General features: G+C 34.6%; 16 protein-coding genes. 8 read left to right on the forward strand and 8 right to left on the reverse strand.

From position 1 onward, the window contains the following. Nucleotides 1-8: 8 nt before the first annotated feature. Nucleotides 9-398, reverse strand: a complete 390-nt coding sequence (locus D7004_RS18630) for a hypothetical protein (RefSeq protein ID WP_244214376.1) — start codon at nt 396-398, stop codon at nt 9-11. 128 nt (nt 399-526) lie between these two features. Next, a complete protein-coding gene (locus tag D7004_RS18635) occupies nt 527-751 on the reverse strand; it encodes an AtpZ/AtpI family protein (RefSeq protein WP_123207335.1) in 225 nt (74 codons plus the stop codon). Nucleotides 752-862: 111 nt separating this feature from the next. Here D7004_RS18635 and porW point away from each other — a divergent pair, with 111 nt between their 5' ends. The 5 genes from porW (at nt 863) to uvrC (ending at nt 8,362) form a co-directional block, all read left to right on the forward strand. After that, the gene (porW, locus tag D7004_RS18640) at nt 863-3,634 is read left to right on the forward strand and encodes a type IX secretion system periplasmic lipoprotein PorW/SprE (RefSeq protein WP_123207448.1); all 2,772 of its coding nucleotides are present in this window, start codon (nt 863-865) and stop codon (nt 3,632-3,634) included. A gap of 1 nt (nt 3,635) precedes the next feature. Continuing rightward, complete coding sequence (locus D7004_RS18645) at nt 3,636-5,858, forward strand: transglycosylase domain-containing protein (protein WP_123207336.1); 2,223 nt, start codon at nt 3,636-3,638, stop codon at nt 5,856-5,858. Between the two features lie 70 nt (nt 5,859-5,928). After that, nucleotides 5,929-6,159, forward strand: coding sequence for a hypothetical protein (locus D7004_RS18650; RefSeq protein ID WP_123207337.1), 231 nt, complete (start codon nt 5,929-5,931; stop codon nt 6,157-6,159). Nucleotides 6,160-6,161: 2 nt separating this feature from the next. Continuing rightward, nucleotides 6,162-6,530, forward strand: coding sequence for a type II toxin-antitoxin system VapC family toxin (locus tag D7004_RS18655; RefSeq protein WP_123207338.1), 369 nt, complete (start codon nt 6,162-6,164; stop codon nt 6,528-6,530). 29 nt (nt 6,531-6,559) lie between these two features. Further along, complete coding sequence (gene uvrC, locus D7004_RS18660) at nt 6,560-8,362, forward strand: excinuclease ABC subunit UvrC (protein WP_123207339.1); 1,803 nt, start codon at nt 6,560-6,562, stop codon at nt 8,360-8,362. Between the two features lie 88 nt (nt 8,363-8,450). On the opposite strand, the gene porN is transcribed toward uvrC, so the two are convergent. The 6 genes from porN to D7004_RS18690 all read right to left on the reverse strand — a co-directional run bounded on the left by porN (nt 8,451) and on the right by D7004_RS18690 (nt 15,104). Continuing rightward, entirely contained in the window at nt 8,451-9,359 is a 909-nt protein-coding gene (gene porN, locus D7004_RS18665) for a type IX secretion system ring subunit PorN/GldN (protein ID WP_123207340.1), read from the reverse strand. Nucleotides 9,360-9,366: 7 nt separating this feature from the next. Next, on the reverse strand, nt 9,367-10,899 hold the full coding sequence (gene porM / locus D7004_RS18670) for a type IX secretion system motor protein PorM/GldM (RefSeq protein ID WP_123207341.1): 1,533 nt from the start codon (nt 10,897-10,899) through the stop codon (nt 9,367-9,369). A gap of 40 nt (nt 10,900-10,939) precedes the next feature. Next, entirely contained in the window at nt 10,940-11,749 is an 810-nt protein-coding gene (porL, locus tag D7004_RS18675; RefSeq protein ID WP_123207342.1) for a type IX secretion system motor protein PorL/GldL, read from the reverse strand. 48 nt (nt 11,750-11,797) lie between these two features. Next, nucleotides 11,798-13,120, reverse strand: coding sequence for a T9SS ring complex lipoprotein PorK/GldK (gene porK / locus D7004_RS18680; protein WP_123207343.1), 1,323 nt, complete (start codon nt 13,118-13,120; stop codon nt 11,798-11,800). 221 nt (nt 13,121-13,341) lie between these two features. Beyond that, nucleotides 13,342-14,112 carry a uroporphyrinogen-III synthase gene (locus D7004_RS18685; protein WP_123207344.1) on the reverse strand — a complete coding sequence of 257 codons (771 nt, stop codon included), beginning with the start codon at nt 14,110-14,112 and terminating at the stop codon, nt 13,342-13,344. Nucleotides 14,113-14,126: 14 nt separating this feature from the next. Beyond that, a complete protein-coding gene (locus tag D7004_RS18690; RefSeq protein ID WP_123207345.1) occupies nt 14,127-15,104 on the reverse strand; it encodes a DUF4271 domain-containing protein in 978 nt (325 codons plus the stop codon). Nucleotides 15,105-15,199: 95 nt separating this feature from the next. Here D7004_RS18690 and hemW point away from each other — a divergent pair, with 95 nt between their 5' ends. The 3 genes from hemW to D7004_RS18705 all read left to right on the forward strand — a co-directional run bounded on the left by hemW (nt 15,200) and on the right by D7004_RS18705 (nt 18,062). Next, complete coding sequence (gene hemW, locus D7004_RS18695) at nt 15,200-16,336, forward strand: radical SAM family heme chaperone HemW (protein ID WP_123207346.1); 1,137 nt, start codon at nt 15,200-15,202, stop codon at nt 16,334-16,336. An 83-nt stretch (nt 16,337-16,419) separates the two neighbouring features. Next, nucleotides 16,420-17,202, forward strand: coding sequence for an SDR family oxidoreductase (locus D7004_RS18700; RefSeq protein ID WP_123207347.1), 783 nt, complete (start codon nt 16,420-16,422; stop codon nt 17,200-17,202). A 308-nt stretch (nt 17,203-17,510) separates the two neighbouring features. Then, nucleotides 17,511-18,062: a fasciclin domain-containing protein gene (locus D7004_RS18705; RefSeq protein ID WP_123207348.1), complete on the forward strand. Its 552-nt coding sequence runs from the start codon at nt 17,511-17,513 to the stop codon at nt 18,060-18,062. Nucleotides 18,063-18,205: the final 143 nt, after the last annotated feature.

Genomic DNA, 18,205 nt, shown 5'->3' on the forward strand with positions numbered 1-18,205 from the left:
GCAGATTTTTACTTTAAATTTTGGTGGCGCAAGTTACGTAACAGACAGTATATTTCAAAGACTGAAAACAATAAATATAAAGAAAAAAAATTTAGGAGAAATAGAACCCCAATTCCCTTGCCTTTTATACTGTAAATCAATACAAAAGCCATACAAAAAATCATCTTCACGGCAATCGATCCCATAATTGCCATTATACCCACTTCAGGATCTCTTTTTACACCAATGTCTACAAGTAAATAAGCGATAAAAGTAATGCCCGCCAGAAAACCAAACATTAACCAGAAGTTAGGTACGAATAAATCAGAACCCGGAAAAATGGAAGGCAAAATAGCTACCAATCCGATTAAAACACCGATGAAAATAAAATAGATACTTGTAAATTTGGTTAGCGACAATGGATAATTTCTTTACGAATAAAAACTTTTACAAAGATAGGATTTTAGCATCAAGTAATTAGTGTAGAATAGAATTAATGTGAGGTTGGTTAGTTAGGTGTATTCACTGAAAACTGCCAACTGAAAACTTACGGCTTAGTTGCCTGCCGAATGGCTAGATATAATGCTATTCCAACGCCAACTAAAGCAAATAAAGCTGTTATAATATTTGTTTTACTATTTCTATGCTCATCAATTTTATAACCAATAAAAGTTAATAAGCCGATTGTTGCAATCATTTGGAAACCAATTGCAGAGTATTTTGCAGCCGCGTTCACTTTTTTAGTTGGTATTTCATCTTTAGGTTTTTCCATTATTAAATACAATAATTAAGTTAACTTTGAATAATAAACTTGTTGCCGAATAAAATAATTTTGCTTACATTTTGTTAATTGTATATATCCACCAAAAGCGATTTATTATACTTGAAAAAATTTATAACCAAAACCTTATCTCCCTTCCTCTTCTTTTTTAGCTTATTCTTTATTTATGGCTGCGTGGCTAATAAAGATACAGCCATTGACCGTAAGATGCAAAACTTAACGGCTAGGTATAACTATATCTATAACTCAAATGTTTTATTAACTGAATATAATGAAGCACAATTGCAAGTTTACCCGGATAATTACGAGAAAATTTTGCCTGTATATCTCGATCCAGAGCCTCAAATAAACCTAACTTTAACACCAAGTGCAGCCAACAAACCTTTAGATGATGTAATATTTAAAGGCCAGGCAATTATCAACGAAAAAAGTTTTAGCAACTACATTGATGATGCTTATATGCTTTTGGGCGAAGCCAATTATTTAAAGGGAAACTATTTTATCGCATCAGAATATTTTGATTATACCGCTAAAACGTATAGCAATAATTTAAAAACATTCATCATGGCAATGAACTGGAAAGCCCGAAGCCAGATGGAATTAAATAATATGGCGTACGCAGATAAAATTTTAGATACCATGCTGCGTGCTGTAGATCAGTTAAAAAAAGATTTACCAGAGCCATTGGCCACGACGGCTCAAATGCGTATTTATCAAAAAAGAAATAAAGAGGCAATTTTATTGCTAGAAAGTGCAATCAGAACTGCTGATGAAAAACAATTGAGAATTCGCTGGCAATATATATTAGCCCAATTACAGGAGAAGGAAAATGATTTGCAAAATGCATTCATTAATTACACCAAAGTAGAAAACAGTAATGCTCCTTTCGAAATGTATTTCCACGCAAATTTGCAGCGAATAAAAGTTCGTGCTTTAATAAGTGGATATAAAGTGGATGAGGATAAAGCGCTACTGGCCCTACTGAAAGATGATAAAAACTTTGATTATACGGACCAGATTTACTACCAGGTTGGCGAGCTTTTTTCTAGAGAAGGCAATTTTGTTAAAGCAGAAGATAATTATCAAAAGTCTGTTTTGAATAGCACAAAAAATCAAACTCAAAAAGCCCTTTCGTATTTAAGAATTGCCGATTTAAACTTTAAAGAGTTTAAGAATTATATTAAGGCTAAATTATATTATGATAGTACGGTAATGATTTTACCAAAAACTTTTCCTGATTATGATAACATTGCTAAGAAAGCAAACAATCTTCAATATTTATCAGATAGATACACGATAATTTCGAGGGAAGATACCTTACAGGTTTTTGCCAAACTACCTGAAAGTGAACGCGAAGCTAAAATAAAAGAATATTTAAGACCAAAAGTTGAGGTTGCAACTGTTTCTAGTATAAGTAATCTTTCTTTAAACGACCCAACTTTTCCGAATCAAACTTTAAATGCTAATCCATCAACTGGAAATGGAAATACATTTTATTTTAACAACAATGCGGCAATAAGCAATGGATATGCAGATTTCAAAAAGCGTTGGGGTAACCGACAATTAGAAGATAACTGGAGACAAAGTGTTCGAACCTCGGCACAAGAAAATAACCAAATCTTAGCTGGTGGTAATGTTGCAACAGGTATTTCTTCAGTAAATGATCCAAGCTCACAGTCATCTGCAGGGCAAACTTCTGTTGAAAAACAATATTTGGATTCTTTACCCGTAACACCTGCATTATTAGCATCATCAAACCAAAAAATTATTGAAGCTTATTTTGAAATTGCAAGTTTTTATCAGCAAGAATTAAACGATAAAGATGAAGCAATTAAAGTTTATCTAGAGTTATTAAGGCGATTCCCGGAAAACAATCACCTTGCCGCGATTTATTATAGTTTGTATTTAAATTATAAAGGCAGCGAAGAAGGCAAAGCCAACGAATACCGCCAATTGGTTTTAACTAAATTTCCTGAATCCAATTTTGCTAAAACCATCCTCGATCCATCCTATTCAACCCGACAAAATGATTTAAGTAACCTGATAAATGCGAACTATAACCGCACTTTTGATGCTTACGCGAAAAAAGACTATCGAAGCGTTATTAATCAATCTAATGAAAACGTTAAATCTTATCCAAACAGTGACTTAGCGCCGCAATATGCTTATTTGAAAGCGATTGCAGTTGGACGAACATCGAAAGTTGATGCACTTTTGACGGAATTTAATTTGATTACGCTACTCTATCCGAATGATTTAATTGTTGTTCCATTGGTTAAAGACCATCTAAAATACATCAATGCCAATCTCGAAGAGTTTAAGCAAAGACCAGTCGCTTTGATAGATTTTGATGCCAATGAGCCAAGGTTTGTTAGTCAGGCAGCACCTGTAGATGCTAAGCCCAAGCCAATTGAAAATATAAATGCAGCCGCTGTTGAATTACCAAAGGCAGAAGTGGCTAAAGTTGAAGAAAAACCAACGGAAACAAAAACAGAAAATGTTAAACCTGCAAGCATATTTAGTGCAGCTACATCAAATACTTATTATTACGTGATAGATGTTGCAGATGCTTCCTTAACTTTGAGCTCTTCCAGATTTGGAATCGGACAATTTAATCGCGGAAATTACCCTGATAACGATTTGGCTCATAAATTGGTAGAGTTAGATGATGATCAACTAATCTACGTAACGAGTTTTGTTGATTTAGAAGATGCAAAAATATACGAAGCGAGTATTAATGGCCAATTAAAAAACATAATGAAAGTGCCTGCAACAAAATATAAAAGCTTCATTATCAGTAAAGAAAATTTCGAAAAACTATCAGATAGGAATCGTATAAACGAATATTTGGAGTTTTACAAAAACAATTATTAAAATGAATAAACCCCTATCCGAAGCCGACGTTAAAAGATATAATCTCCGAATTTGGAAAATTGTAATCGGCGGAATTGCACTTTTTGCCATATTTATTTCTATGATGGGTTTTGGGCTTTTCGGTAGCCTACCATCTTTCAGAGATATTGAACACCCTAAAAGTAACCAGGCATCTGAAATTATGGCAGATGATGGTAGAACACTTGGAACATACTTCGTTCAAAACCGTTCAAACGTTACTTACAAAGAAATTTCTCCTAATGTAATAAACGGATTAATCGCTACTGAAGATACTCGTTTTAAAGATCATTCAGGAATTGATTTCCAACGAACATTTACCATTATTGGTTACAATTTAATTGGCAAAAAACAAGGTGGTAGTACCATTACACAGCAATTGGCGCTAAATTTATTCTCTGAAGAGGGCAGACAACGCAATTTTTTTAAACGTGTAATGCAAAAATTTAAAGAGTGGGTTGTTGCAGTAAAACTCGAACGAAATTATACCAAAGAAGAGATTATCACCATGTATTTAAATACGGTAGATTTTGGTAATCAGGCTTATGGAATTAAATCGGCAGCACGTGTTTATTTTAATACTACACCAGATAAATTAACAGTACCACAGGCGGCTACTTTGGTTGGAATGCAAAAAGGGATTACCATGTATTCGCCAACACGAAACCCTGAACGTTCTAAAGAAAGACGTAATACGGTTATGGCTATGATGGTAAAATCCGATTTTTTATCGCAACAACAGTTTGATGAAGAAAAAGAAACTCCACTTAACTTACACTTTAATGCGGCCACAGTAAACGATGGTATTGCTCCTTATTTTAGGTCAGTTTTAAAGAACGATATAAAATCGATATTTGAAGAACAAGGAATTTTGAAACCTGATGGAACACCTTACGATTTAGATAGAGATGGCTTAAAAATTTACACCACCTTAAATTATGAAATGCAAGAATATGCAGAAGAAGCTCAAAAAGAGTACATGCGCATTTTGCAGGCTCAGTTTATAAAAAGCTGGAAGGGTAGAAATCCATTTAAAGACAAAGCTTTACAAATTGAACAAGGCGTAAAACGATCTGACAGATATAAATCATTAAAATTAGAAGGAAAAACCGACGAGGAAATAAAAACCAATTTCAATACACCTACTGATTTAACCATTTTTACATGGAAAGGCAATGTGGATACCACCATGAAACCAATCGATTCGGTTCGGTATTATAAAATGCTTTTGCGCAATGCCATGATGACGATGGACCCGACCAATGGCTACGTAAAAGCTTGGGTTGGTGGCATCAATTACGAACATTTTAAATACGATCAGGTAAAAATGGGAACTCGGCAGGTAGGTTCAACAGCTAAACCATTTACATATGCTGTTGCTGTAGAAAATGGATTTTCACCTTGCTTAACTGTACCAAATGTACCTGTAACCATAGAAGGTTATGGCGATCCATACACACCTAAATCATCTGGCCAACCTTTAGCAGGTTCAATTACTTTACAAAAAGCACTGGCATATTCTCAAAATTATGTTACGGCTTACTTAATGAAACAGGTTGGACCAGTAGCAGTAGCCAATTTAGCCACTAAAATGGGCATAGCCAATGTTCCGGCCTATCCATCCATCTGTCTTGGTTCTTTTGATGCCTCTGTTTATAATATGGTTGGTGCTTATGGTGCTTTTGCAAATAAAGGCATTTATACCAAGCCTATTTACCTTTTAAGGATTGAAGATAAAAATGGAGTGGTACTATTTTCTCAAAAACCAATACCAAAACCAATCATGAGCGAAGAAGTTGCTTATGTAATGACAAGAATGTTAAAAGGCGTAGTTACAAATGGCACAGGTTCTCGATTAAACTACAAATACCATATAAATGCACCTATTGGAGGAAAAACCGGTACAACGCAAAACAACTCCGATGGTTGGTTTATGGCAGTTACCCCACAACTGGTAACAGGAATTTGGACAGGCTGTGAAGACCGTGCTTTTCACTTCTTAAGTACGAATCAAGGTGAGGGTGCAAATACTGCACTACCTATTTTTGCTGGTTTTATAAAAAGAGTTTATGCAAATCCGAAACTAAAGATTAGTCATGCTGATTTTGAAGCACCAAAATCTGGAGTTTCCATTGTGTTTGATTGTAATCAATACCAGAAATTAGAAGAAGGCCCGACAGAATTAGATGAGAAACTAGGTTTTTAAGTAATTAGTGCTGCCTTAATTTGCCCTGATTATAAAAGATATATGTTAAATTTGTGGTAAATTGAAATATATGAAAGTTACATTAGAAATTACCGACTTTGAAGAGATGGAAAAATTTCTTTCCTTATTTCGAACTATGAAATTAGAAAACATTAAAATTATTTCCTCAAAAGAGGATTTTGAACCTGAAATAGTTAAAGGTAACAAATCACTCAATCCAAAAGAACTTTTTGGTATTTGGAAGGATACACCAAGAAATATAGAAGATATTAGAGCAAAATCTTGGCATCGTAATAAATAAATATGATTTTATGCGATACCAATATTTTAATACACGCCTTTAATGGCAATATTTCTACTATTGAAGCATTAGAAGATATTGGCTTTGAAAATATTGTGCTCTCATCAGTCACCACAATGGAATTACTGCAAGGCATGGGAAATAAAATAGAGTTGGCTCAAATGAAGAAAAAGATTAAATATTATGATATTATTCATTTCGACATCAACATATCACAAAAATCAATAGAACTAATCGAAAGGTTTAAGCTAAGTCATCACCTTCAGATTCCAGACGCAATTATTGGAGCGACAGCAATTGTAAATAGAATAGAACTATCTACTTACAATAAAAAAGATTTCGATTTCATGCCAAACATCATTCTTTATTAATCACCACACCCTTTGCTCCTTAACTTTACATGAGCAGTTTCGATCATAAAACAGCATTAACAGCAATTCCGCATAAACCAGGTGTTTACCAGTATTGGGATGCAGATGGAAAGTTAATGTACATTGGAAAAGCAAAAGATTTACGAAATCGGGTTGGCTCATATTTCAATTCAGACAATAGACAATTTAATGGTAAAACGAGGGTTCTGGTTTCTAAAATCAGGAAGATAACTTTTACCATCGTTGATACAGAAATTGATGCATGGTTATTGGAGAATAGCTTAATTAAGAAGCATCAACCAAAGTTTAACATCAATTTAAAAGATGATAAAACTTATCCGTGGATTATTGTTAAAAACGAAAATTACCCGCGAATTTACTGGACAAGAAAAGTAATTAAAGATGGTTCAACTTATTTTGGACCGTACGGCTCGATAGGTATGATGCATACCATTCTTGATTTAATTAAAGAAACGTATCCATTAAGAACTTGCAATCTTCCTTTAAACGATAAGAATATTGCGGAGGGTAAATTTAAAGTTTGCCTTGAGTTTCAAATCGGAAATTGTAAAGGTCCCTGCCAGGCTTACCAAACAGAAAGCGATTACGATAAAAACATTGCGGAAATAAAAGAAATATTGAACGGTAAAATTGGCAATGTTATACGTGATGTAAAAGGCGTTATCAAAACCGCATCAGAAGAATTAAACTTCGAGTTGGCTCATCAATATTCCAGACGATTACAGGTTTTAGAAAAATACCAGAGTAAATCTACTGTTGTTAATAGTGCGATTACAAACGTTGATGTGGTGAGTATTGCTTCAGATGAGCGCTATGCCTTTGTAAATTACCTGAAGGTGATGAATGGAACCATCATTCAAACGCAAACCATTGAGGTTAAAAAGCAATTGGATGAAAGTGATGACGAAATTTTAACACTTGCGCTTTTAGATTTCAGAACAAAATTTAATAGTACATCAAGAGAGATCATTGTACCCTTTGAACCTGTTTTGGCAGATGAAAGTTTACGTTTTACCGTACCAAAGCTGGGTGAAAAAAAGAAGCTTTTAGAGCTATCGCAAAAAAATGTTCTATTTTTTAAGAAGGAAAAGCTGAATCAATATGAAAAACTAAATCCAGATTTACGCACTGATAGGATTTTGACAACCATGCAAAAGGATTTACGTTTAACCCAACTTCCTAAGCACATAGAATGCTTTGATAACTCAAATTTTCAAGGTAAATACCCTGTTTCAGCAATCGTAGTTTTTAAAGATGCCAAACCATCCAAAAAAGATTATAGGCATTTTAATGTTAAAACAGTTGAAGGTCCGAACGATTTTGCAACCATGGAAGAAGCTGTTTTCCGACGCTACAGGCGCATGCTTGAAGAAGATCAGCCGTTGCCTCAACTTATTATTATAGATGGCGGTAAAGGGCAGCTATCGTCTGCTGTTAAAAGCTTAAAACTGTTAGGTATCGAAAATAGAGTTACCATAATTGGAATTGCCAAAAGGCTAGAAGAATTATTTTATCCGGGAGATTCCTATCCTTTGTATTTAGATAAGAAATCAGAAACTTTGAAGATAATACAACAGCTACGTGATGAGGCACACCGCTTTGGAATTACCTTCCACAGGAAAAAAAGAGATCAGGGAACTTTGAAAACCGAGCTGGAGCAGATACCAGCAATAGGTAAAACAACGGCAGACAGATTGTTAACTCATTTCAAATCGGTTAAAAAAATCAAGGAAGCTACAGAACAGCAGCTTAGTGAAGTTTTAAATAAGAAACAGGTTGCTACGCTGTTAGAATATTTTAAGCAAGCGTAATTTTCTAGCCAGAGATTAACTTACAGATTTGATTTTAGATAGATATTTAATACCAAAAAAGGCCTCGATAAATCGAAGCCTTTTACTTTTAATATTCCCAGAGTCCTTGTTCGTAATCAAGAACCGACTTTTTAATTCTTTCAGATTCCATTAATCTTTCTCTTGGGTCAGATATAATGTCTCTTAATTTATTGTCACCAGGATTAGATTCTTTTACAATGTAGCTGCTAAATAATCGACGAAGAAAGAAATCATCAAAACTTAAAGACGATGCATCATTATTTGTATTTACCAATCTCTTGTGTGCAATAATTGGTCTTAACTCATCATAACTTACCCAAAATACCGGCTGCCAAACTTTAGATATTTCATTAAATTTTAATGGCGCAATACCTACTATACGAGGTTCGAAAATAGAGCGCTTAGTGTCAAAAATCCAATCTTCCTTAATTCTAAATTTTAAAAAAGCTTCAGGATTAAAATCATTAACAACTGTTGTTACTGTACCAGTTTTGTTGTTGGAAATTTCTGATGTTCCTAGAGCACCTCTAGCTGCAGAATCTGCACTTAAAGGCATTTGGAACGTATCATCTTCATTTAGCATACTATCAATTGGAGCATAAGCTGTCAATTCCTCAGATTTTATCGATGAAATTAAAACATCAATTAATCTTGATTTCGGTGATCTTAAAACAGAATTAACAGTATCACGTAAATCAATTTCACGCCAAATACGCTTAGCATAAAAAACGTCTTCTTCACGTACATCGGCCAAAGGAACCATTTCGGTGCTATCTATATCCTTACGGGCGTAAAAACCATCTTTAGGTGGTACCTTTAATTTTTTCTTTACTGTTAATTTTTTAGCAGTATCTGCAGGAAGCGTATTTGCTGCAACACCTGGTTTTGGAGTTGTAGCTTTCTTCTTTAATGGTGTTTGCGCAAAAGCAACTCCAGTTGATAAAACTAATACAGCAATGCTTAAAATCCTTTTCATCTTTTCTTTATTTTACATTAAATGAAACCGAAGGCAAAATCCTTTGGCGACCATCTGGACCTTGAGAAACGATATCATCGAAAAATACTTTAGAACCAGGAGTAATTGCATTCATTGCACTTCTTACAGCACCTGCAAAATTGCCTCCACTACCAGCAATGGTAACCGCTTCTGAGCGTGGTTTGATAACTGTAATTTTATATCTTAATATTCTAAAGCTTACGTCAAAAGGAAAATCATCTAAATCCGCTTCAATTTCAGTTTCACTTTTTAATTGTACTGATGAAACATCTCCACCAATTCTACCGCCTACTTTAGCGATAGGAGCTGGAATGGCTTTAACTCTAAATTTTTGAACGCCAAGATTTACCGTTTTACCAGCATTGCTTGCACTCACATTAATCGATACTTCCGAACCAACTTGTCCGCCAGAAACGTTTACCATATAGTTTCCATTTCCACCAGACATGCTGCCTGCAGAAATTGAAGCCTTTACACTTTCTAAAGGGAAACCTGCTGCCGAAACAGAAAATGGGTTTGGAATACCTGCGTAAATAACATTCATTTTTGTTGATGAAACCGTAGCGGATGGTTTTGCTACTTGATACGTTTGCTCTGGCGTTCTGTATTCTTTTATCTGCCCGTCGGTTTGTTTAATACGAACCGTACCAACCCATTTAAAAACACCTACACTACCCGTACTTCCTGTATAAGTTCCTTTACCATCTCTAACATTTAGTTTACCACCGCCTACAATTATTTCAGGATTTGATTTTGAATCACTTGCAGTTAAAAATACTTCAGCAGTATAAGGCTGACCTTGAATAACATAAGACGTTGGTGCCACAGCAACCGCAGCAAATTTATCTATGTTAACTACAGCCTTATCCATATTTCCGAATAATTTTTTTACTACTTCAGCTTCTGCATTTTTGGTGTCAGTTTGAAGTTTGGTTAAAATCGTCATTGCAGCAGTTAAAGGTGTTCCTTCACCAAACAATGTTTCTTGCCAATTTCCTTTTCTTTTTCTAGCCGGATCTTTTGCTTCCAATGAAAATGTAATTCCTTCTCTATCTTTCGGATCAAGAAGTGAAATTAACTTTTCGCGGGTTGCGTTGATTTTAGCTTTTAACTTTTCACCTTCCTTTTGGTTAATCATTAAATTAGGAGCAATATCCTGATTATCACGATTGGTCAAATCTCCGGTTTCTGGGTTTATGCCATCACCAGCTGCTGTAAATTGCTTCTTAATGCCTTCAATATAATTATTCAAGTCATCTGCAGCTGCTTTTGCCTGTTTAGCTTTGTCGTAAATTGGTTGAGCACGAGCAGGTTCTTCTTTTAGTTTTGAATTTTCGAAAGAAGAAAAAAGCTGATCTATACCGGTATTTACGTTTGTTTTTGATGTATCTAAACTATCATTGATATTTTTAAATGCATCTAATATTGTATCTGATACGTTTAAGGCCAGCATGGCTAACAATACCAAATACATGATATTGATCATCCGCTGCCTTGTTGTTTCTTTTCCGCCTGCCATTTTTTATTTAGCTTTCTATTTAAATTAAAAACTATATAAATTATACGCGTGGGCTATTCATAGCCGATAACATATTGCCATAAATTGCATTTAGCGACGATAAGTTCTTAGCTAACTTATTCACTTCTTCTTTAAACTGTTTCGAATCTTCCATCGATTCGTTAAAGTTTTGCATAGTAAGCGACAGGTTTGAATAGAATTTATTCATCGATTTTAAATGAGCACTTGAATCTTGTAATTCTAATTCATACACAGCATTTAAAGCAGATAAGTTTTTAGCTAAATTATTTACCTGATCATGATAAGCTTGCGAATCTACTTTGCTTTCGCCCATGGCCTTTAAGTTCGCAGTAGCTTTTTCGAAGGATGAACTTAAGTTATCAAACCCTGCAGAAGCAGTTTTTACTTTACCTGTAAATTCATTTGTCGCCAATGATGCATCTGCAACATTAGAAATAGAAGCTACCTTATCGCCAAAAGTGCGTAAGCCAGTACCTAAACTTTCGATTAACTCTGGCCCTATTTTAGCTTCTGATAACATTTTATCTAAAGCAGCTGTATTTGGAGATGAAACAGCTGTTGCTACCGGTCTAGTTGTTGCAACTGGTAACTCACCTTTAAAATCTTCTCTTAATTCTGGATAAACCCTTTCCCAAGCTGGTTCAGGCTCAGGTGGAAAGAAACCAGTTAAAAAGAATAAAATCGCCTCAACACCAAGACCAATACCTATCATATAATTACCTAATATTCCGCCAATGTGCAGAATTTTAAATAATGCCCCGATAATTACAATACTTGCTCCCCATGAAATCGCTACGTGTAACCAGCCTGGTTGTTTCTTTGCCGCCATAAAATTTTAATGTTTTCTTTAAGTTATAGTTTTTTGGTTTGATTTTTTTTAGTTTCTCAGGTCAGTTCCAGGATAAGCAGAAACGCATCTGAAACCGATGTAAGATCTTTGTTGGTCTTGATATTCGTAAGTTGATACTGCATTTTGAAGAAAGTAACCTGTATCTTTCCATGAGCCACCTTTAACTACTTTACGTTTTAAGTATTTGCTATCGTTTTTACCTGCAACATAAGTAAAGTTTGGATTTAAATCATGTAATAGTGGTCCTGATGATTTATTATAAGCCGTTTTTGTCCATTCTGAAACGTTACCAGACATGTTATACAGACCATAATCATTAGGAAAATAAGATTTTACGCCTACAGTATAAATACCACCGTCGCTAGAATAATCTCCACGACCAGGTTTAAAGTTTGCCTGTAAACATCCTTTTGTATTTCTGATGTATGGACCGCCCCAAGGATATTTAGTTTTCGTATTTCCACCTCTTGATGCATATTCAAACTGGGTTTCTGACGGTAAGTCATAATCCATTCTGGCATTTAATGGCATTTTTCTAGCAGCCGCAACACCTTGATAAAGCTGTGTACGCCAGTGCGAGAAGGCTTGAGTTTGCTCCCAGCTTACACCAACTACAGGATAATCATCATAAGATGGATGGTTGAAATAACCCCTAACCATCGGGTCATTTTGAGAATATGAGTAATCTGTTTTCCAAACCATTGTATCTGGATAAACAGCAATAGTATATCTATCTATATAATCCTGGCGTTTGCTATTCGGGTCTTTATGCCCAATTGCTGCCTTATCTAAATTAAGAATACCATAAGAATATTCTAACTTACGGACATCAATTTCTTTTCTACCTGGTAAAGCATCTAAACCAGAATAATACATATTATCTAATTGACTTGCATTGGCCGCATTTGCGCCCTTACCTTTTCCGCTCCAAATTGCCGAGCCGTTTCCAACTTTTTTCCAATCAATGTATTTTTCACCACCTAGTGCATTTGCTGCTGCCCCTTTTGGAGTTATCATAAATTGTTGTGGATTCCCCATCATCACAATTGCAATCGAATCTCTAACCCACTTTGTAAACTGGCGGTATTCTGCGTTTGAAATTTCAGTTTGATCCATGTAAAATGCACTAATTGTAGTCATCCTACTCGGACCAGATTGAGAGAAGGTAATATCTTCATCAGAACCACCCATTGGAGTATGACCTGGCGGAATATACACCATGCCCAAAGGAATACTTTGGTTCTTAAATTTACGATTGTAAGCGCCAACCAACTCGCCTTGGCCACCACGGCCACAGCTTGAAAGTAATACAGTTACAGCCATTATAGCTAGAAAGTAGATTTTCTTCATATATTAATTATAGTGTACAAAACACAATTAGCAATTGTATCAAAAATCATTTAAATAAACAACTAAACTAAAAATTTTACACGAAAGTACCCTTATTAGGGTATAAGAATGCTTTTTAGGTATTTATACGCTAATATTTTCGTTACAATCGCGACATTATTCTGCTATAACTCAAAAAGTTACAGTTTATTGTTGCTACAGGAAATAATTTAGAGGGAATCTTATTTGTTAGATACTTTAATGTAATTTTCAATAGCCATAGTCATTGAAGATATGCCCGGTGTTGGAGCAGCAATATCAACGATTAAACCTAAATCTGTTACAGCTTTACTTGTATTAACTCCAAACGCTGCAATTCTTGTATTATTTTGTTGGAAGTTAGGAAAATTCTTAAATAATGATTGAATACTCGATGGACTGAAGAATGCGATCACGTCGTAGAAAACTTCTGCTAAGTCAGAAAGGTCGCTTACAACCGTTTTAAACAATACTGCAGGTGTAAAATCATAACCACTTTTTTCCAAAAACTTCATAGTATCTTCAGTTGCTACATCCGAACATGGATACAAAAACTTTTCGTTAGCATGTTTTTTTAAAACCTCAGCTAAATCGGAAGCCGTCTGTTTTCCAAAGAAAATTTTACGTTTTCTATATTGAATGTATTTCTGCAAATACAAAGCGATTGTTTCTGAAAGACAAAAATATTTTAATTCTGCCGGCACATCATACCTCATTTCTTCACAAATTCTAAAGAAATGATCGGCAGCATTACGACTAGTAAAAATAACAGCTGTAAAATCTCCCAAGTTGATTTTATCCTTCCTAAAATCACGTGCGGGTACACCTTCAACATGAATAAATGATCTAAAATCTACTTTAAGGTTATGCTTTTTAGCTAAATCGTAGTAGGGAGATTTTTCTGTATCAGGTTTCGGTAGAGTAACTAAAATACTTTTTACTTTACGGATTCTAGAGTCGTTCTTTTCTTGCATTTTCCTTTTTTCAGCTACAATCCTATCGTTTTAATTAGTATTAAAACGGGACATATTTCGAGGGCGCAAAAGTACAAAAATAAATGCATTTTGGAAAACTTATTGTTAGAAAGTATTGTGATTCCGGCACGTAACAATTGGAAAGCAAAGATTACCACTAATAACAATATCGCTAGGCCTATATAAATTACACCATATTTTAATGGAGAAAGTGCAAAAGCAATAACTAGAGGTATGAACAGTAATGATGCATTAAAATAGCTAAGATACAATATCGAAATATACTCATTTACAGGCCTTTGTATATTAAATAGATAACCTAAAAATCTTAAAATTATCAGCTTTAATGCGTAAAATATGATAATAAGAATTGATATGCTGAAGAAAAATTTGAATCCATCTTTAGCCTGATACATATCATAATATTGGGCTACGAGGAAAAAAAACATTCCTAAAATGAATCCGAATTGTATAAATAAAAGCAAAAAAGGCCAGGAACTGAATAAGTTATCCTCTTTGTTTATGTTATTTAGGATTCTATTGCTATAAAAAGATTCTATAATTGCGAATAGCTGTTTAGAAAAAGCGTTCTTTAAAATGGCAAATACAACCAGCATTATAAAGATAAAACCCAAAAGCCAAACATTTCCTTTAGGAATAGAACGACCTAATTGATATGGGTTTTCCTTCTTTTTATAATCCTTATATTTCTTTTGCCATCCCAATAAATCCAAACTGGGGAACATAAATTCTTTCTCAACACTATCCAACAATGCATTTTTATTTAGCAAACTATCAGGTAAAACCCAAGTATGGCGAATGATAGAATCGGTAACAAAAGTTTGCTTTGCAAGCGTGGCAGAATCTACTCGATAGCGCCTGTATTGATATTTTACAACTGAATTAGAATCAATCTTGACCGGGATTTGATGCGCTGCAATAAACTCTGCAGACAATAAAAACGCGAATAAAATTAGTAAGAATCTCTGCATCTGGTAAAACGAAATTAATGTTGCAAAAGTAATTGAATAATCATTGTTTACCTAAACAAAAAAATGGTTTAGAATATCGCGTATCTTTGCGATAAATGTCCGGTATTTATATTCATATTCCCTTTTGCAAAAAAGCTTGTCACTATTGCGATTTTCACTTTAGCACTTCTTTAAAATATGCTGATGAAATGGTAGAGGCAATATGCAAAGAAATTAAGATGAAGAAAGACAGAATTTATGGCCAGGTTGGTAGCATTTATTTTGGTGGTGGAACGCCTTCTATCCTATCTCAATCTTCTTTGCAAAAAATTTTTGATGCCATAAACAGCACTTTTTCAGTTGATGCAAATGCAGAAATTACCATCGAAACCAATCCGGATGATTTAACCACACAGAAAATAAAAGAGTTGAGGCAACTTCCTGTTAACCGGTTCAGCGTTGGCATTCAATCTTTCTTTAATGAAGATTTGGTTTGGATGAATCGGGCGCACAATGCTGATGAAGCAGAAAACTGTATTAAAAGAAGTCAGGATGCAGGCTTTGAAAACCTTACTTTAGATTTGATTTACGGCTATCCACTTTTAACGGATACCAAATGGCTGAGCAATATTAATAAAGCGGTTGAATTGGAAGTACCGCACATATCGGCTTATGCACTTACTGTTGAACCAAGAACTGCACTTGCACATGCTATTAAAGACAAAAAGCAAAGCCCTATTAATGATAATCAGAGTGCAGGGCAATTTGTTATTTTGATGGATAAACTGGTAGAAGCCGGTTTTGAACATTATGAAATCTCAAATTTTGCTAAACCTGATTGCTATGCCAATCACAACACAAATTATTGGAAAGGCGTTAATTACATTGGCATTGGTCCATCTGCACATGGTTTTGACGGACAAAATCGATACATGAATCCGGCAAGCAATTCGCTATATATGGAGCAATTAGAACGAAACAAATTACCAGAGCTAATTGAAGAATTAAATTTGAACGACCGATTTAATGAATACATTATGACTTCATTGAGAACCATGTGGGGAACGGAATTAGAAAAAATTAAATCAGACTTTGGCAAAGATTTTCTTGAAGAAACAAAACATAATCTGCGTGGTTTTGAAGATAAAGATTGGCTTATACTAAGTGATAAAAAAATTAAATTGAGTCAGAGTGGGAAACTGTTTGCCGATCATATTGCTTCGGAGTTGTTTATTGTAAATAGCAGTGAATGAAAGAATTTCTAGATGATGTTTAGTCATTCAATCCTTAAATCACTCACTCATTCAATCATTCAATAATTCAATAATTATATAGTATGTCAAAAATTGTATGGATTACTGGTGCTTCATCTGGAATTGGCGAAGCATTAGTTTACCAATATTTTAAAGCTGGAGATAAATTGATTATTTCAGGCCGTAATCGCGATGAATTGTTCAGAGTAAAAGGTAATTGTCAAAATTACTTTAATGTACATGTTTTACCATTTGATTTAAGTGAAACATCAATGCTGCAAGCAAAAGCAGAAGATGCAACTAAAATTTTCGGAAAAATAGATTTGCTAATTAATTCAGGAGGTGTTAGTCAACGCGGATTAGCTTTAGATACTTCATTAGAAACCGAACAGCAAATCATGAATACAAACTTTTGGGGAACAGTAGGATTAAGCAAGGCTGTTTTACCATTGATGATTAAAAATGGAGGAGGGCAAATTGTGGTTGTAAGTAGCTTAGTTGGTAAATTCGGCACAAAATTACGCTCGGCTTATGCTGCTTCTAAACATGCATTACACGGATATTTTGATTCTCTGCGTTCGGAGGTTTATGATAAAAATATAGATATTACGATTGTTTGTCCGGGTTTTATAAAAACTAAAGTATCGGTAAAGGCTTTAACTGCAAATGGTACGGAGCAAGGAACTATGGATGATGCGCAGGCCAATGGTATGAGCGCCGAAGAATGCGCAAAGCAAATTGTTGCCGCTGTAAAAGCCAAAAAAGAAGAAGTTTACATTGGTGGAAAAGAAACGAAAGCTATATTCTTAAAGCGATTTTTCCCGGCATATTTCTCGAAAAAAGTGAGGGCTGCTAAAGTCACTTAAATTATGCGCACATCTTTTATGTGCAACTGATATAGAAATTTAGTGCTTTTCACAAGCTTATTTAGCTAAACCGTATTGCAGCGATATACTTTTTTGGTGCATACACGTGCCTTAATAATAGTGCATTGCCAAAAAAGATTTAGCGAAAAGACGGACTGGTTCATCCGAAGAATTACCGCAGCACATTTTCATGAAATTTTAAACCCCTCATTATTAATTAATTATAAATTTTTATTCTTTCTAAAAATCCAAGTAGCTGTTACTCGTCGTAAATGAGGGCAAATAACAGAACTTAAAAATCAGAAATAATGAAAAAATTAATCTTATCAGCAATTGCCGTTGTTACTATGGCATTTACAAGTCAAGTTTACGCTCAAAAAAATCCAATGGTTGGTGGCGCAGAAATGTATGCAACTAAAGACATTGTTGACAATGCAGTAAATTCAAAAGATCATACTACACTTGTTGCAGCAGTTAAAGCAGCAGGATTAGTAGAAACTCTAAAAAGTGCTGGTCCGTTCACAGTATTTGCACCTACTAACGAAGCTTTCGCAAAATTACCTGCAGGCACTGTAGAAACTTTAGTAAAACCAGAAAACAAAGCTACTTTAACCAAAATTTTAACTTACCACGTTGTTGCTGGTAAAATGGATAGCAAAGCAATTGCTAAAGCAATTAAAGCTGGTGGTGGTAAAGCAGAACTTACAACTGTAGAAGGCGAAAAATTATCTGCACACATGATGGGTAACAAATTGATGTTAACTGATGCTAAAGGTGGTATGAGTACTGTAACCATTGCAGATGTTAATCAATCAAATGGTGTAATCCACGTGATTGATACTGTTTTAATGCCACAATAATATTTCACATCCCTATAATGATTAAACGTTTCTGCTCTGCAGGAACGTTTTTTTTTGTGGAAAATTAATCGACCGCTGAACAATTTGTCAGCTGTTTTTCAGGTTTTTAGTTTGCGGCGAAACAAGCCGTAGAAGTAGGTATT

The organism is Pedobacter jejuensis (assembly GCF_003725795.1).
Lineage (GTDB): Bacteria > Bacteroidota > Bacteroidia > Sphingobacteriales > Sphingobacteriaceae > Pedobacter > Pedobacter jejuensis.

Excerpts from the sequence above, each read along its gene's own strand:
- D7004_RS18635 (WP_123207335.1), bottom strand. The coding sequence starts at position 751 with ATGGAAAAACCTAAAGATGAAATACCAACTAAAAAAGTGAACGCGGCT.
- D7004_RS18645 (WP_123207336.1), top strand. The coding sequence starts at position 3,636 with ATGAATAAACCCCTATCCGAAGCCGACGTTAAAAGATATAATCTCCGA.
- D7004_RS18650 (WP_123207337.1), top strand. The coding sequence starts at position 5,929 with ATGAAAGTTACATTAGAAATTACCGACTTTGAAGAGATGGAAAAATTT.
- D7004_RS18655 (WP_123207338.1), top strand. The coding sequence starts at position 6,162 with ATGATTTTATGCGATACCAATATTTTAATACACGCCTTTAATGGCAAT.
- uvrC (WP_123207339.1), top strand. The coding sequence starts at position 6,560 with ATGAGCAGTTTCGATCATAAAACAGCATTAACAGCAATTCCGCATAAA.
- porN (WP_123207340.1), bottom strand. The coding sequence starts at position 9,359 with ATGAAAAGGATTTTAAGCATTGCTGTATTAGTTTTATCAACTGGAGTT.
- porM (WP_123207341.1), bottom strand. The coding sequence starts at position 10,899 with ATGGCAGGCGGAAAAGAAACAACAAGGCAGCGGATGATCAATATCATG.
- porL (WP_123207342.1), bottom strand. The coding sequence starts at position 11,749 with ATGGCGGCAAAGAAACAACCAGGCTGGTTACACGTAGCGATTTCATGG.
- porK (WP_123207343.1), bottom strand. The coding sequence starts at position 13,120 with ATGAAGAAAATCTACTTTCTAGCTATAATGGCTGTAACTGTATTACTT.
- D7004_RS18685 (WP_123207344.1), bottom strand. The coding sequence starts at position 14,112 with ATGCAAGAAAAGAACGACTCTAGAATCCGTAAAGTAAAAAGTATTTTA.
- D7004_RS18690 (WP_123207345.1), bottom strand. The coding sequence starts at position 15,104 with ATGCAGAGATTCTTACTAATTTTATTCGCGTTTTTATTGTCTGCAGAG.
- hemW (WP_123207346.1), top strand. The coding sequence starts at position 15,200 with ATGTCCGGTATTTATATTCATATTCCCTTTTGCAAAAAAGCTTGTCAC.
- D7004_RS18700 (WP_123207347.1), top strand. The coding sequence starts at position 16,420 with ATGTCAAAAATTGTATGGATTACTGGTGCTTCATCTGGAATTGGCGAA.
- D7004_RS18705 (WP_123207348.1), top strand. The coding sequence starts at position 17,511 with ATGAAAAAATTAATCTTATCAGCAATTGCCGTTGTTACTATGGCATTT.